This window comes from Paenibacillus sp. GCM10023250 (assembly GCF_042653205.1).
Taxonomy (GTDB): Bacteria; Bacillota; Bacilli; order Paenibacillales; family Paenibacillaceae; genus Paenibacillus_Z.
Genome location: NZ_JBHSHY010000007.1, coordinates 85,055 through 99,392, shown reverse-complemented (window position 1 = coordinate 99,392; position 14,338 = coordinate 85,055). Strand labels below are relative to the sequence as shown.

12 protein-coding genes are annotated in these 14,338 nt (G+C 59.8%); 11 read left to right on the top strand and 1 reads right to left on the bottom strand.

Annotation, left to right across the window (positions count from 1 at the left end):
* Positions 1–19 precede the first annotated feature (19 nt).
* The 8 genes from ACFPB1_RS08795 to phoU all read left to right on the top strand — a co-directional run bounded on the left by ACFPB1_RS08795 (position 20) and on the right by phoU (position 9,233).
* Positions 20–1,552 (top strand): MDR family MFS transporter, encoded by a 1,533-nt coding sequence (locus ACFPB1_RS08795; RefSeq protein ID WP_379224124.1) that lies wholly within the window; start codon positions 20–22, stop codon positions 1,550–1,552.
* Between the two features lie 471 nt (positions 1,553–2,023).
* Positions 2,024–3,418, top strand: coding sequence for a stalk domain-containing protein (locus tag ACFPB1_RS08790; RefSeq protein ID WP_379224122.1), 1,395 nt, complete (start codon positions 2,024–2,026; stop codon positions 3,416–3,418).
* Between the two features lie 48 nt (positions 3,419–3,466).
* Positions 3,467–4,330, top strand: coding sequence for a phosphate ABC transporter substrate-binding protein (locus ACFPB1_RS08785; RefSeq protein WP_379224120.1), 864 nt, complete (start codon positions 3,467–3,469; stop codon positions 4,328–4,330).
* A 119-nt stretch (positions 4,331–4,449) separates the two neighbouring features.
* The gene (pstC, locus tag ACFPB1_RS08780) at positions 4,450–5,409 is read left to right on the top strand and encodes a phosphate ABC transporter permease subunit PstC (protein ID WP_379224252.1); all 960 of its coding nucleotides are present in this window, start codon (positions 4,450–4,452) and stop codon (positions 5,407–5,409) included.
* Positions 5,406–6,305 (top strand): phosphate ABC transporter permease PstA, encoded by a 900-nt coding sequence (gene pstA / locus ACFPB1_RS08775; RefSeq protein WP_379224118.1) that lies wholly within the window; start codon positions 5,406–5,408, stop codon positions 6,303–6,305. The genes pstC (ACFPB1_RS08780) and pstA (ACFPB1_RS08775) overlap by 4 nt, the downstream gene beginning before the upstream one ends.
* A 127-nt stretch (positions 6,306–6,432) precedes the next feature.
* Entirely contained in the window at positions 6,433–7,584 is a 1,152-nt protein-coding gene (locus tag ACFPB1_RS08770; RefSeq protein WP_379224116.1) for a methyl-accepting chemotaxis protein, read from the top strand.
* A 183-nt stretch (positions 7,585–7,767) separates the two neighbouring features.
* Entirely contained in the window at positions 7,768–8,538 is a 771-nt protein-coding gene (gene pstB / locus ACFPB1_RS08765; protein WP_379224114.1) for a phosphate ABC transporter ATP-binding protein PstB, read from the top strand.
* Positions 8,539–8,573: 35 nt separating this feature from the next.
* Positions 8,574–9,233 carry a phosphate signaling complex protein PhoU gene (gene phoU, locus ACFPB1_RS08760; protein ID WP_379224250.1) on the top strand — a complete coding sequence of 220 codons (660 nt, stop codon included), beginning with the start codon at positions 8,574–8,576 and terminating at the stop codon, positions 9,231–9,233.
* 1,135 nt (positions 9,234–10,368) lie between these two features.
* On the opposite strand, the gene ACFPB1_RS08755 is transcribed toward phoU, so the two are convergent.
* Positions 10,369–11,253 (bottom strand): LysR family transcriptional regulator, encoded by an 885-nt coding sequence (locus tag ACFPB1_RS08755; RefSeq protein ID WP_379224112.1) that lies wholly within the window; start codon positions 11,251–11,253, stop codon positions 10,369–10,371.
* Between the two features lie 190 nt (positions 11,254–11,443).
* Between ACFPB1_RS08755 and ACFPB1_RS08750 the strand changes: the two genes are divergently transcribed.
* The 3 genes from ACFPB1_RS08750 (at position 11,444) to pstA (ACFPB1_RS08740) (ending at position 14,322) form a co-directional block, all read left to right on the top strand.
* The gene (locus tag ACFPB1_RS08750; RefSeq protein WP_379224110.1) at positions 11,444–12,394 is read left to right on the top strand and encodes a phosphate ABC transporter substrate-binding protein PstS family protein; all 951 of its coding nucleotides are present in this window, start codon (positions 11,444–11,446) and stop codon (positions 12,392–12,394) included.
* A gap of 165 nt (positions 12,395–12,559) precedes the next feature.
* Positions 12,560–13,438 carry a phosphate ABC transporter permease subunit PstC gene (pstC, locus tag ACFPB1_RS08745; protein WP_379224248.1) on the top strand — a complete coding sequence of 293 codons (879 nt, stop codon included), beginning with the start codon at positions 12,560–12,562 and terminating at the stop codon, positions 13,436–13,438.
* A complete protein-coding gene (pstA, locus tag ACFPB1_RS08740; RefSeq protein WP_379224108.1) occupies positions 13,435–14,322 on the top strand; it encodes a phosphate ABC transporter permease PstA in 888 nt (295 codons plus the stop codon). Before pstC (ACFPB1_RS08745) ends, pstA (ACFPB1_RS08740) begins: the two co-directional genes overlap by 4 nt.
* The last annotated feature ends 16 nt before the right edge of the window (positions 14,323–14,338 follow it).

Below are 14,338 nucleotides of genomic sequence, written 5' to 3'. Positions count from 1 at the left end.
GGTGGAGGGAAAACGCACAATGAGCGCACAACGCAAAAACGTGGGCATCGTCGTCGCCGGCTTGCTGCTCGGCATTCTGATGGCGTCGATGGACAACACGATCGTCGCCACGGCGATGGGCACGATTGTCGGGGAGCTTGGCGGCCTCGACAAATTCATCTGGGTGACGTCGGCTTACATGGTCGCCGAGATGGCGGGCATGCCGATCTTCGGCAAGCTGTCCGACATGTACGGACGGAAGAAGTTTTTCATTTTCGGGCTATTGGTTTTCATGCTGGGGTCGATCCTGTGCGGGACCGCGGATTCGATCGTGCAGCTGAGCATTTACCGCGCGATTCAGGGCATCGGGGGCGGGGCGCTTGTGCCGATCGCCTTCACGATCATGTTCGACGCCGTGCCGCCGGAGAGCCGGGGCAAGCTCGGCGGCTTGTTCGGCGCCGTCTTCGGCATGTCGAGCATTTTCGGGCCGCTGCTCGGCGCCTACATTACCGATTACATCCAATGGGAGTGGGTATTCTACATTAATTTGCCGCTCGGCCTGATCGCCTTCGTCATGATCGCGTTCTTCTATAAAGAGTCCGTGCAGCACAGCAAGCAGCGCATCGACTGGGGCGGCGCGGTCACGCTCGTCGGCGGGGTCGTCTGCCTCATGTTCGCACTCGAGCTCGGCGGCAAGGAGTATGCGTGGGATTCCGCGGTGATTCTCGGTCTGTTCGCCGGCTTCGCGGTGCTGCTCGTCGCGTTCGTCTTCCTCGAGCGGACCGCGCAGGAGCCGATCATCAAGTTCAGCATGTTCCGCAACCGGCTCTACTGGAGCAGCAACGCGATCGCGATGTTCAGCGGGGCGGCGTTCGTCACGGCGTCGGTCTACATTCCGATCTACATCCAAGGCGTGTTCGGGGGCAAATCCACCGATTCCGGCCTCGTGCTGCTGCCCATGATGCTCGGCTCTGTCGTCACGGCTTCCTTCGGCGGGGCGCTCATGATGAAGACGACGTTCCGTTCGCTCATGATCCCGACGCTTGCGCTGCTGACGGTCGGCAACATTTTGCTGACGACGCTCGGCGTGGAATCGCACCGGTATACGGTCGTCATCTTCATGATTCTGATCGGTCTCGGTATCGGCGCTTCGTTCTCCGTGCTGAGCAACGCCGCCATCTTCTCCTTCTCGCCGCAGGAGCGCGGGACGGCCAGCGCGACGCTGAACTTCCTCCGGTCGCTCGGCATGACGATCGGGATCACGGTTTTCGGCATCATCCAAAGCCATGCGATGATGAACAAATTCGCGTCGCTCTTCACCCCCGAGGAGACCGGCCAATTGCCGCAGGGCGTGAATCTGAGCGATCCGCGCGCGATTCTGGCGCCCGAGCTGCGGAAGCACATTCCGGCGGACGTCCTTGATAAGATCACAGCCGGCTTGTCCGATTCCATCACTCACACGTTCGCGTGGGCGGTCATTCCTTCCGCGCTCGCGCTGCTCTTCGCCTTCTTCATGGGCCGCTCCAAGCTGAGCGAGATGGAGCACGCGGACTATACGCCGTCGTCGCATTAACCGTCCGAAGGCTCCGCACCCGATTTGGGACCTGCGAGCAGTGAGGAGTAAGCCTGGTGACCCAAGCGAAGTGCTTGGCACCGGGCTTTTTTTGTGCTTTTGGACCTGTGTTCGAGGTGACGGAAGCGGTACGGTTCCGGCTGCGAGGCGGTGGGGATCGGGAGCATTTCGGAGACGGAAATGGGCAAAATCGCTCGTTTTATAGCCAGATACCGGTACGGAAGTCCGTTGCGTCAATGGAACTTACGACTCTAATACGCGCGTCTTATCGCCTGATTTCGCAATTATTCAGATGACGCTGCTCTATCAGTCTAGTAATATGGCTATTTTTAACAATCTCTCCATAATAGATTGACGGCCGCTTAACAATTCTTGGTATTCGATTAACGGCCGTTTAACAATGCCTTCCTATAATCAGTCTTGTACATAAAGACGAAGGCCAAAACCTATTCCAGAAGGGTGATCCAGTCAATGTCTATGAAAAAAACGATTTTGATTTCCGCGCTTGCAGCCGCGATCAGCACGTCCGCCATCGGCGTCGCTTCCGCGGCAACGACGCAGGTGACCGCACCGGCATCGTTTAGCGTAACGGTGAACGACGCATCGATCATGATTCGCTCGATTCAAGTAAACGGCGCGACGCTGGTATCGCTGCGCGACCTCGGTACGGCCGCGGGCGCACGGTTCATCGTCAACGTGAAAGCCGGCGTAACGGCGTACGTCCAAGGCCGAGCGGTCGAGCTGCATGCCGGTTCGAAAACGGCAACGGTCGACGGCCAGCCGGTCGAGCTGGAGCAGGCGGTCGTGAACGTCAACGGATCTTACTATATTTCGGTCGAAGACTTCGTCAATCTCTTCAGCGTCGATGCCGAGCAAGACGACTCCGGCCAGTTCCACATCGACGCCGTTCAGAAGATTCACGCGGACAGCATCGTCTGGATCAACGCGAGCCAGCTCCTGGCCTCGTCGCTTACCGAAGAAGGCCGCACCGACTACATCGTCGACGCCGCGACGGGCGCGTTCAAGCAAGTGCTGAGCTCCGACACAGCCTCCGAGCTGACGGTTTCCCCGGACGGCACGAAAGCAGCTTACACGAATGAAGACGGCTCCGTGTATGTGATCGACCTGACGAGCGCGACGTTCGCGAGCAAGCAGGTGTCCGCGGACAGCAACATCAAGCCGGAGCTCGTCTGGTCGGCTGACGGCAGCGCGATCTACTTCCTGCAAGGCGACAAAGGCTCGGTCATCCAAAAGCTGAACGTTGCGGACGGCACGATTACGAAGGTGCTCGACGACAAAGTCGACTACAAAGCGGACCTGAGCGTCTCCAAAGACGGCACGAAGTTCTACTACACCGTGACGAAGCCGGGCGCCGTGACGGCTCCGGACAAGCCGGTCGATGAGGACGACGTGGCGATCGACACGACGGGCACGGAACCGCAAGTGTACTTCTTCGACGCATCCGTGAAGGACGCGGCACCGGTGAAGCTGACGACCTCGACGGACGACAAGATCTTCGTCGGCGCGGCGGAGGACGGCTACAAGGCATTCTACATCAGCATCGCGGACGGCCAGCCTTCTTCGCTGGTATCGGTCGCGAAGGACAAAACCGTCGCGAAAGTCATCGGCGACAAAGACGTGCTCGCGGCTACGATCGCGGGCGGCAATATCTACGCTCTGACGGACGCGGGCGAACGCACGGCGCTGAGCTCGGTTGACGCGGCATCCGGCACGGTGAAGGCAATCGGCAACCTGGAAGGCAACGTAACCGAGGTCGCAGCGGCTCCGAACGGTTCCGTGGCGGTCATCGTCGACGATCAAACGTTCACGGTTCAAGGCGGCAGCCTGAAGCGCATCACGAAATAATCCAAGCATCCCTATTCCGTTTCATATATCGAGAGGAGAATAACAACAATGAAAGCAAAATGGTTCCGCAATATCGGTCTCGCCGTCATGGCGGTATCCCTTGCGTTCGGCAGCGTATCCGCCGCAAGCGCGGCAAGCAAACTGAGCGGCAGCATCGTCATCAACGGCTCTTCGGCCCTGCTCCCGCTGACGCGCCAAGCGGCCAACGAGTTCAAGAAGCTGAATCCGAAGGTGAAAATCTCAGCCTCGTCGGCAGGTTCCGTAACGGGCCCGCAATCCGTGCGCAAAGGCATCGCCGACATCGGCGCCTGCGACTGGGACGCTTCGACCGACGTGCCGGGCTTCAGCAAATTCACGGGCCAAGTGGCCAATAAAGTCGCGGTTATTCCGTTCGCGGCCGTTACGAACAGCAGCGCGGGCGTAAGCAACCTGACGACGAGCCAGCTGCAGGGCATCTTCTCCGGCAAAATCACGAACTGGAAAGAAGTCGGCGGCAATGACGCGGACATCGTCGTGGTCAATCGCGCATTCGGTTCCGGCACGCGCGTCAACTTCCAGCTGAAAGCGCTGAACGGCACGGACTTCATGACGAAAGGCAAGTACTACAAGGAAGTCAAATCGAGCGGCGACATGAAAACGGCGGTCGAAACGACGCCGAACGCCATCGGCTACATCGACCTCGTGTACGTATCGGGCAGCAAGATGAAAGCCGTCAGCATCAACAACGTCGCTCCGACGGAAGCCAATGTCATCAACGGGTCGTACAAAGTATGGTCGTACGGCTACTACATGACGAAAGGCCAACCGACCGGCGCCGTCAAAGCGTTCATCGACTACGTGCAAAGCGCGAAGTTCCAAAACGGTTCCCTGAAAAAATTGAAATTCATCCCGCTGTCGGCCATGAAAAAATAACGCAGCACGACCTCGTCTTCACGGCTTGAATAAGAGGAACAAGCGAAGCCAGCTTCTGCACATTCGGCGCGAAGCTGGCTTCGCTGTATGACACGAGAGGAGAAGGGTTGGATATGAGTATGATGGAAGTGCCGAATTCCGGTACCGTTTACTCAGGGCATGAACTCGGCCGGAGCCTGGAAAGCTCGTCCGGCAAAGCGTTCGGCCGCAGGGCGCGGCTGTCGTTCTACAACCGCGCGTTCAAGATCGCGTGCATTGCGAGCGCGGTATTCGTCTGCTTGATTTTGTTTTCGATATTGTTTTTGATGGGCCGGACCGGCGTATTGACGTTCGCTGCCGTGCCGCTGAAAACCTTTTTCTTCTCCACGGATTGGGTGCCGGAGAACGAGCAGTACGGCGCGTTCGTCTTCATTTTCGGCACGGTTGCCCTTACGCTGCTGACCATGGTCATTTCGGTGCCGATCTCGGTCATCGTCGCCATCTTTCTATCGGAAATGACGCCCGCTTGGCTGAAAAACGCGCTGCGTCCCGTGCTTGACCTGCTCGTCGGCATTCCTTCCGTCGTCTATGGCTTCCTCGGCATGACGGTTCTGATTCCGATGCTGCGCTCGCTGACGGGCACCAACCTGGGCGATGGCATATTGGCTGCCGGTATCGTGCTGACGATCATGGTGCTGCCGACGATCAGCCGCATCACGGACGACTCCATCGTCGCCGTGCCGAAGAAGTACCGCGACGCGTCCTATGCGCTCGGCTCCACGCGGTTCCAAACGATCGTCCGCGTCGTGATTCCCGCCGCCAGAAGCGGCATTATGTATGCCGTCATTCTCGGCATGGCCCGCGCCATCGGCGAGACGATGGCCGTCGTCATGGTCATCGGCAACACGCCGCAGCTGGCCGACGCGCTGTTCAAGCCGACGTCCGTACTCACGAGCAACATCGTCATGCAAATTCCGAACGTGCCGTTCGATTCCACGTGGAACTACGCCTTGTACATGATGGGCTTCATCCTGCTCGTGATCTCCCTCATCATGATCGTGGCCGTGCGTCTGCTTCAAGGCAAAGGGGCGAAATCATGAGCGCAGAGAAATCCACGACGGCTGCAAGTCCGTTTTCCTCCCGCCGCGGCTTGAACCGGTTCAACGACAGGCTGTTCACGGGCATCGTCTGGGCCGTGGGCATCCTCACCGTACTGTTCATCATCGCGCTGCTGTTTACGATTCTCCAGAAGGGGCTGCCGAAGCTGAGTCTCGGCTTCCTGTATGGCGAACCGAGCGAGATTATGGAAGGCGGGGGCATCGGACCGGTGCTGTTCAACTCGTTTTACGTGCTGATCCTCTCGCTGATCATCTCCATTCCGCTCGGCATGGCTGCCGGCATTTATCTCGCGGAATTCGCCCCCGCGAATAAATTCATCGCGTTGATCCGCATTTGCGTCGAAGGCTTGGCCTCCGTGCCGTCGATTATTTTCGGCCTGTTCGGGATCGTTCTGTTCGTCGAGGCGCTCGATCTCGGTTTGACGATTCTCGGGGCGGCGGTCAGCCTCGCGTTCCTGAATTTGCCCGTGCTGACCCGGGTGACCGAGGAAGCGATCCGCGCGGTGCCGGCGGACATGAAGAACGCATCGTTCGCACTCGGCAGCACGCATCTGCAGACGATTCGCCGCGTCTTGATTCCGGTCGCGCTGAACGGCATCGTGACGGGAATCTGTCTCGTGGCGGGCCGCGCGTTCGGCGAGAGCGCCGTCATCATTCTGACCGGCGGCGTGACGTCGTCGGGCGTCATGTGGGACTTTAATCCCCTGTCACCGGGCGCGACGCTTGCCGTTCACCTGTGGTACGTCCAATCCGAGGCGATCGTGCCGGACGCGCAGCTGATCGCCGAGAAATCCGCGGCGGCGCTTGTGTTGATCGTCCTGCTGATCAACCTCGTGTTCCGCGTTCCGCTTTGGATGAACGCGCGCAAAATGCGCTAATAGCCAGCCGGCCTGCGTCTGCATGCCCGGAATTTTAACACTCGACTAACAATATCCGGCATATGCGATAATGCTTTAGTCCTATAGTGGAGCTAATATCAGATCGCTGGATGAGGGAGTGCTGTGCATGAGCGTTGCTGTGGTGGAATCGACAGGAATCGGGCCCGGAGGTGCGGCGAATCCGGCATGGAACGAGGCGAATCCCGATCCGCTGCTGCCGTTCGTCCGCAAGACGACGGTCGTCTCGACCGCGCAGTCGTGCGAAGACGTCATCCGCCGGTTCGCGGCGGCTCCGGACCAGGAATGCATCGTCGTCTGCGGCGCGGACGACCGCCCGGTGGGACTTGTCATGAAGAACCGGCTGACCATCATTCAGACGCACCGCTTCGGCCGGGAAATCTACTACGGCCGTTCGATCGCGAGGCTGATGGACACGCAGCCGCTGATCGTCGACCGGAACATCTCGACGCAGGAGCTGCTCGATCTCGCGCTCGGCCGCGACGACAAGACGCTGTACGACTGCGTTATCGTGACGGAGGCTCGGCGCTTCATGGGCATTCTTACGATGTCCGGTCTGCTGAAGATGTCCCGTATGCTGCAGCAGCGCTCGGTGCAGGCGCAAGTCGCAATCATGCAAGGCGCGCAGGTCATGATCCGGGACATCGACCGCTCGGTGCGCGAGGTCCAGGGCGCTTCAGTCAAGGGCGAATCGATGTCGCGCGAGATGCTGGATCTGACGCTGAAGGGCAAGAACGAGCTCGACCAAGTCTCCGCCGCCATTCACGGCATGTCGCAGCGGGCGAATCGGCGAGAGCATCAGATCGGCGAGCTGCAGGAGCGCGCCGGATCGATCGGCACGGTCTCGAAGTTGATCCGCGAGCTGGCTGACCGATGCAATCTGCTCGCGGTGAACGCGGCGATCGAGGCGGCGCGCGCGGGCGAGCACGGACTCGGGTTCGCGGCCGTGGTCAACGAGGTGCGGCTGCTGGCGGCGCAGACGAAGGCCTCGGCGGATGACATCAACCGGCTGATCGGCTCCATCCTGGAAGCGGTCAAGGAAACCGTTCGCCTCGTCGAGCTCGGCCGTACGGAAGCCGAGGCGAGCCAGACGTATGTCAAGGAAGCGGCCGGCGCGTTTCAGCGGCTGTTTCACGCCGCGTCGGGCAACAGCGGCAGCGCCGCCGAGATCGGACGGCTGTCGAATGAGGCGGCGGAGCAGGCGCGGCAGGTCTCGGATCGCATCGACCGGCTGATCGGGGACATGCGGGCCCGTTCGTAACAACGATTTGCAATAATTTTTACATGGCGTTAACAAAACGACTATCCGAGATTTACAATTCGCGGCTACGATTAACGGGAAGTCCGGCATCCGGCTGGACGCGTCCGCTTTCGGGCGGCGATCGCGCTTTAAGCCTTTGGTCTATCAGGACGAACGTCCACCACCGATACGGAGGAGAACGGTATGCAATCCATCGCTTCGCAAACCTTGATCGACATTCATAAATTGAACCTGTATTACGGGAACTTCCACGCGCTGAAGAACGTCACCATGGACATTCCGGAGAAAGCTATCACCGCCTTCATCGGTCCGTCCGGCTGCGGCAAGTCGACGCTGCTGCGGACCTTGAACCGCATGAACGACATGATTCCGAACACCCGCATCGAAGGCAAAGTCACGATCGGCGGCGCGGACATCTACTCCAGGGAAGTTGACGTGGAGACGCTCCGCAAAAAAGTCGGCATGGTGTTCCAGCAGCCGAACCCGTTCCCGAAATCCATCTACGACAACGTCGCGTACGGCCCGCGCCTGCACGGCATCCGGAGCAAGGCCAAGCTGGACGAGATCGTTGAGACGAGCCTGCGTTCCGCCGTGTTGTGGGACGAAGTGAAGGATCACCTGAAGCGCTCCGCGCTGAGTCTCTCGGGCGGCCAGCAGCAGCGCCTCTGCATCGCGCGCGCGATCGCAGTGAACCCCGACGTCCTGCTGATGGACGAAGCGACGTCGGCGCTCGACCCGATCTCCACGCTTAAGATCGAGGAGCTCGCGCAAGAGCTGAAAGACAAGTATACGATCGTCATGGTGACGCACAACATGCACCAAGCGGCCCGCGTCTCCAATCAAACCGTGTTCTTCCTGAACGGCGAAGTCGTCGAATTCTCCGATACGGAGAAGCTGTTCTCCAACCCGCGCGACCAGCGTACGGAAGATTACATCAGCGGCCGGTTCGGCTGATACTTTCAATCGGAGAGGACGAATAACGCCCTATGATGACGAAACGCAAAGAGTTCGATCACGGACTCGGGGAATTGAACGAGCTGATCGTGGAGATGGGCCGCCGCGTCGAAACGGCGATCGCCCAAGCGATGGCGGCGCTCGAAAAGGTCGATGCGGACGAAGCGAGACGCATCGTGCAGGAAGACAAGGAGCTGAATAAGCTCGAAGATAAGATTTCGGAGATCGGCTCGACGCTCATCGCGACGCAGCAGCCGGTCGCGAAAGACTTGCGCCGCATTCTCGTAGCGTTCAAAATCGCGAGCGATCTGGAGCGCATGGGCGATCTCGCTGTCGACGTGGCCAAGACGGTCATTCGCCTGGAAGGCCAGACGCTGATCAAGCCGCTCATCGATCTGCCGCGCATGTCGCAAATCGTGCAGATGATGACGTACGAGTCGATCCAGTCGTTCGTGCAGGAGAATGTGAACATGGCGTACAAAATGGCCAAGGACGACGATCTCGTCGACGCGCTGTACGCCCAAATCACGCGCGAGCTGTTCTCGCTCATGATGGAGGATCCGAAGACGATCTCCCAAGCGAACCTGCTTAGCTTCGTCGGCCGCTACATCGAGCGCTTCGCCGACCATGCGACGAATATCGGCGAATCCGTCGTCTACCTCGTAACGGGCGCAAGACCCGACCTGAATTCCTGATTTTAAAACGACAAGAGCCGTTTACGAAGCTGAAGTTAGCTTCCGTAAACGGCTCTTGCCTTATTCCAAGGCTGCCGCAGGCAGCCTTAACCAACTTCGGCGGCGAAGACCTGCCGCCACAAAGCAAGCCAGCCGCAGGCGCCGGCTTGCCATATCCAGACGGCGGAAACATGCCGCCCAAGAAGCAAGCCAGCCGCAGGCGCCGGCTTGCCATATCTAGGCGGCCGAAACATGCCGCCACAAGCAAGCCAGCCGCAGGCGCCGGATTGCCAGAAGCGCCACCGTACAGCGTGTCCCGCCAGGGACGAAAGCGGGGACTTGCACGCCGCAGCTCCCGAGCGTCTCTGCGGCGCGTCAAGTTCCCATGGTCCCGCAAGGGACACCAGGTAACTCGCGAGCTCCAACGTAAAGTGTGTCCCGCCAGGGACGAAAACGAGGCCCGGCACCCATGTACCCCGAGTGCGTTTCTCTGTGCCGCCGACGTTACGCCATCCGGGTGTCCAGAGGGCCGGGGCCCTTGGGGTCCCCCTGGCGAGGGGGATTTAGGGGGTCGCATAACGTACAGCGTGTCCCGCCAGGGACGAAAGCGGGGACTTGCACGCCGCAGCTCCCGAGCGTCTCTGCGGCGCGTCAAGTTCCCATGGTCCCGCAAGGGACACCAGGTAACTCGCGAGCTCCAACGTAAAGTGTGTCCCGCCAGGGACGAAAACGAGGCCCGGCACCCATGTACCCCGAGTGCGTTTCTCTGTGCCGCCGACGTTACGCCATCCGGGTGTCCAGAGGGCCGGGGCCCTTGGGGTCCCCCTGGCGAGGGGGATTTAGGGGGTCGCATAACGTACAGCGTGTCCCGCCAGGGACGAAAGCGGGGACTTGCACGCCGCAGCTCCCGAGCGTCTCTGCGGCGCGTCAAGTTCCCATGGTCCCGCAAGGGACACCAGGTAACTCGCGAGCGCCAACGTAAAGTGTGTCCCGCCAGGGACGAAAACGAGGCCCGGCACCCACATAGCCCGAGCGCGCTTCTCTGTGCCGCCGACGTTATCCCATCCAGGTGTCCAGAGGGCCGGGGCCCTTGGGGTCCCCCTGGTGAGGGGGATTTAGGGGGTCGCCTCTTTAGGGGGGGGGGGGGGGCGCCTCCTTAGGGGGTCGTCTTAGTTATCAACCCGACAACCCGCTGCAGCAGCGGCAGATTCCAATAATCCGCGCGCCAAGCGGCGGTCAGCTGCAAGGCCACCGGTCGTCCCGGCAGGGGCGCATGCTGCACGGAGCCGCCGGCCCGGAGCGCGGCCGACGCGGGAAGAACGGTCAGCGAGCCGCCGTTCTCCGCGGCGCCGAGCGCGAGATCGACCCGGTCGGTCGACCAGTCGAAGGCGAGCGACAGCTTCTCGTGCTGCTCCCAGACGCGAAGCGCCTCCTGCAAGGAGGCGTCGGCGAGCTCGACGAACCGGTAGCCCGCCAGCTTGTAGGGCGGGATGGAGGCGCTGCCCGCAAGCGGATGCTGCTCACCCATGAAAAGGAGGAGCCGCTCTTCCCCGAGATCCTCGTACGTCAGCTGGTGCATGGCCCCGCGCGCGGAAAAGCCGCTGCTCACGAGCAGGTCGATCGCGCCGGTCAACAGCTGCTCGAGCAGCATGTCGTGCGGAGCGGTTCGCAGCTGCACGCGCATCGGCGCGGCGTCCGACACCCGGACATGCCAGTCGCGGCCGAACAGCAGCGAAGAAGCCGCGTCGGTGCTGCCGATCACGAAGCCGTGCTTGCCGTGCTCGCGGAAGGTCTGGAAGCGCGACTCCGCTTCTTTATAGAGCTTGTTGATTTCGACGGCATAGCGGTAGAGCATCTTCCCAGGCTCCGTCAGGAGCACCTTGCCGGTTTTGATCTCGAAGAGCGGCGCACCCCATTCTTCCTCGAGCTTGCGCATATGGAAGCTGACGGTCGGCTGTTTGACGCCGATCTCGTCGGCGACGGCCGTCACTTTTTTCAGCTCGCCGAGCAGCACTAATATCCGCATTCTTAATATGCTCATGATTATTAAACTCCCCGTCATCACAGTTATACAATTAATTTATAATACTCTATATGATTATACAATCTATCTATGCAGTTTTAGCATTCCGTTAACACTAAGGAAATATCAAATTAATAAGAGAACCGTACAATAGCTCCTGTAAGAACAAATAACCGCAGACAAACGCGGAAGGAGAAAAAGAACGGAAATGAAAAAAGCATTATTCATTGTTGTCGCGCTTATGTTGACGATTGGGCTCGCTGCTTGCGGCTCTAACAAAGAGAACAACGGCGGCACAGCAAATACCGGCACGAACGCAGGGGGCAACAGCAGTTCGAACGCAGGCGGCGAGGCTTTGAGCGGTTCCATTCTGGCAGCAGGTTCCACAGCTCTTCAACCGCTCGTCGACCAAGTTTCGAAGAAATTCATGGAAGATTCCAAATACAGCGGCATCACGGTTCAAGTCCAAGGCGGCGGCAGCGGCACGGGCCTGACGCAAGTCCAAGGCGGACAAGCAACGATCGGCAACTCCGACATCTTCGCCGAAGAGAAATTCGTCGATGCGGACGCCGACAAAGCAAAAGAACTCGTTGACCACCAAGTGGCGGTTGTCGGCATGGCAGCTGTCGTAAACAAAAGCGTAACGGTCGACAACCTGACTAAGCAACAACTGGTCGACATCTTCACGGGTAAAGTCACGAACTGGAAAGAAGTTGGCGGCGAAGACGAGAAAATCACGATCATCAACCGCCCAAGCAGCTCCGGCACGCGTAAAACGTTCGAAAAATACGCACTGGGCACGGCTTCCCAAGACATCCCGGGCTCCATCCAAGAAGATGCTTCCGGCACGGTTAAAAAATACGTAACGGATACGCCTGGAGCGATCGGTTACCTGGCGCTCTCCTACCTGGACGACACGGTTAAAACGGTCAAATACGAAGGCGTCGAAGCAAACGAAGACAACATCGTGAACGGCACGTATCCGGTATGGGCATACGAGCACATGTACACGAAAGGCGAGCCTGATGCCGCAACGAAGGCGCTCCTCGACTACATGATGAGCGACGAAGTACAAAACGGCGACGTCGTCGAACTGGGCTACATCCCGGTTACGAAAATGCAAGTGAAGCGCGACGCTGCAGGCAACGTCACGAAATAAGAGCAACACTGGAATCGAATACCGCATTCAGTCATTAGAGGTGGAGCTATTCCGCCTCTAATTGACTTGTGTATTGACCATGTTCGTACTTGAAGGAGAGATGAAACGATGGAGCAGCCCGCTGTGAATGATCGGTCCCGCGTAAAACCAAGAACGGCGCGCACGATGGCCAAACCGCACGTCATGGAAGAATGGGTAGGGAAGGTCTTCACGACTCTTTGCATCATCGTGCTGGTCGTGACGATCGGCGCGATCGTATACTTCGTATCTTCCCGCGGCTTGGCTACGTTTATTACGGATGGTGTCAGCCTGGGCGGGCTGCTCAGCGGACTGAAATGGGATCCGGAAGGCGAGATTCCGCTGTACGGCGCCCTGCCGTTCATTTTCGGCTCGTTCAGCACGTCGCTGCTGGCCGCGGTCATCGCCGCGCCGCTCAGCTGCTGCGCCGCCGTGTTCATGACGCAAATCATGCCCGGTATCGGCAAGCGCGTCCTGCAGCCTGTCATTGAACTGCTCGCCGGCATCCCGTCCGTCGTATTCGGCTTCGTCGGCCTGAGCGTCGTCGTTCCGCTGCTGCGGAACGTCTTCCCCGGTCAAGGCATCGGGATCGCGGCAGGGGCCATCGTCTTGTCGTTCATGATTTTGCCGACGATCACGTCGATCGCGACCGACGCGCTGTCCAACCTGCAGCGCGGCCTGAAGGAAGGCTCATTTGCGCTCGGCGCCACCCGCTGGCAGACGATCTACCGCATCGTCATTCCGACGACGCTGCCATCGCTGCTCACGGGCGTCGTGCTCGGCATGTCCCGCGCGTTCGGCGAAGCGCTCGCCGTTCAGATGGTAATCGGCAACGCGCCGCATATCCCGCATTCCTTGTTCGAATCGGCTTCCACGCTGACCAGCGTCATCACGCTCGACATGGGCAACACGGTCATGGGCTCCACGCACAACAACGCGCTGTGGTCGCTGGCATTGATCTTGCTCGCCATGACGTTCATCTTCGTCTTTATCGTCCGCTTGCTGGAAAGGAGAAATAACCGATGAGCGCCAAAACCGCGGATCGCATCGCCACTGCCGTCATCATCGCCATATCCGCTCTGATCGTGCTGCTGCTGGCCGGCCTGCTCGGTTATATTCTCTTCCGGGGCGTGCCGCACATCAGCTACCACTTCCTGACAAGCGGCCCGCAGACGATCAAGGCGGGCGGCGGCATCGGCCCGCAGCTGTTCAATTCCTTGTTCCTGCTGGTGCTGACCCTGATCATCACGGTTCCGCTCGGCCTCGGCGCCGGCATTTACATGAGCGAATACGCCCGTCCCGGCAAGCTGACGGACACGATTCGGCTCATCGTCGAAGTGCTGTCGTCCTTCCCGTCGATCGTCGTGGGCCTGTTCGGCCTCCTCGTCATCGTGAACGTGTTCGGTCTGGGCTTCTCCTTGTTCTCCGGCGCCCTCGCGCTGACCGTCTTCAATCTGCCGCTGATGGTGCGGATTACCGAGCAGGCGTTCAAAGGCGTGCCGCGCGAGCAGAAGGAAGCGAGCCTCGCGCTCGGCCTCTCGCGCTGGAAGACGATCACGTCGGTCATGCTTCCCATCGCGATGCCGGCCATCGTCACAGGGACGATCCTGGCTTCGGGCCGCGTGTTCGGCGAAGCCGCCGCGCTGCTCTTCACCGCGGGCATGAGCTCGCCGCGTCTCGATTTCACGAACTGGAACCCGCTCAGCCCGTTCTCGCCGCTCAACCCGTTCCGTCCGGCCGAGACGCTCGCCGTGCACATCTGGAAAATCAACAGCGAAGGCCTGGCGCCGGACGCATCGCAAATCGCCGCGGGTGCTTCCGCCGTGCTGATCATCATGGTGCTGATCTTCAACTTCTCGGCACGCTGGTTCGGCCGGTACCTGCACCGCAAATTTACGGCCACCAAATAAGGGGAGAGTGATCAAG

Bases quoted from the DNA above. Each gene is read 5' to 3' on its own strand.
- ACFPB1_RS08795 (WP_379224124.1), top strand. From the start codon at position 20: ATGAGCGCACAACGCAAAAACGTGGGCATCGTCGTCGCCGGCTTGCTG.
- ACFPB1_RS08790 (WP_379224122.1), top strand. From the start codon at position 2,024: ATGTCTATGAAAAAAACGATTTTGATTTCCGCGCTTGCAGCCGCGATC.
- ACFPB1_RS08785 (WP_379224120.1), top strand. From the start codon at position 3,467: ATGAAAGCAAAATGGTTCCGCAATATCGGTCTCGCCGTCATGGCGGTA.
- pstC (WP_379224252.1), top strand. From the start codon at position 4,450: ATGATGGAAGTGCCGAATTCCGGTACCGTTTACTCAGGGCATGAACTC.
- pstA (WP_379224118.1), top strand. From the start codon at position 5,406: ATGAGCGCAGAGAAATCCACGACGGCTGCAAGTCCGTTTTCCTCCCGC.
- ACFPB1_RS08770 (WP_379224116.1), top strand. From the start codon at position 6,433: ATGAGCGTTGCTGTGGTGGAATCGACAGGAATCGGGCCCGGAGGTGCG.
- pstB (WP_379224114.1), top strand. From the start codon at position 7,768: ATGCAATCCATCGCTTCGCAAACCTTGATCGACATTCATAAATTGAAC.
- phoU (WP_379224250.1), top strand. From the start codon at position 8,574: ATGACGAAACGCAAAGAGTTCGATCACGGACTCGGGGAATTGAACGAG.
- ACFPB1_RS08755 (WP_379224112.1), bottom strand. From the start codon at position 11,253: ATGAGCATATTAAGAATGCGGATATTAGTGCTGCTCGGCGAGCTGAAA.
- ACFPB1_RS08750 (WP_379224110.1), top strand. From the start codon at position 11,444: ATGAAAAAAGCATTATTCATTGTTGTCGCGCTTATGTTGACGATTGGG.
- pstC (WP_379224248.1), top strand. From the start codon at position 12,560: ATGGCCAAACCGCACGTCATGGAAGAATGGGTAGGGAAGGTCTTCACG.
- pstA (WP_379224108.1), top strand. From the start codon at position 13,435: ATGAGCGCCAAAACCGCGGATCGCATCGCCACTGCCGTCATCATCGCC.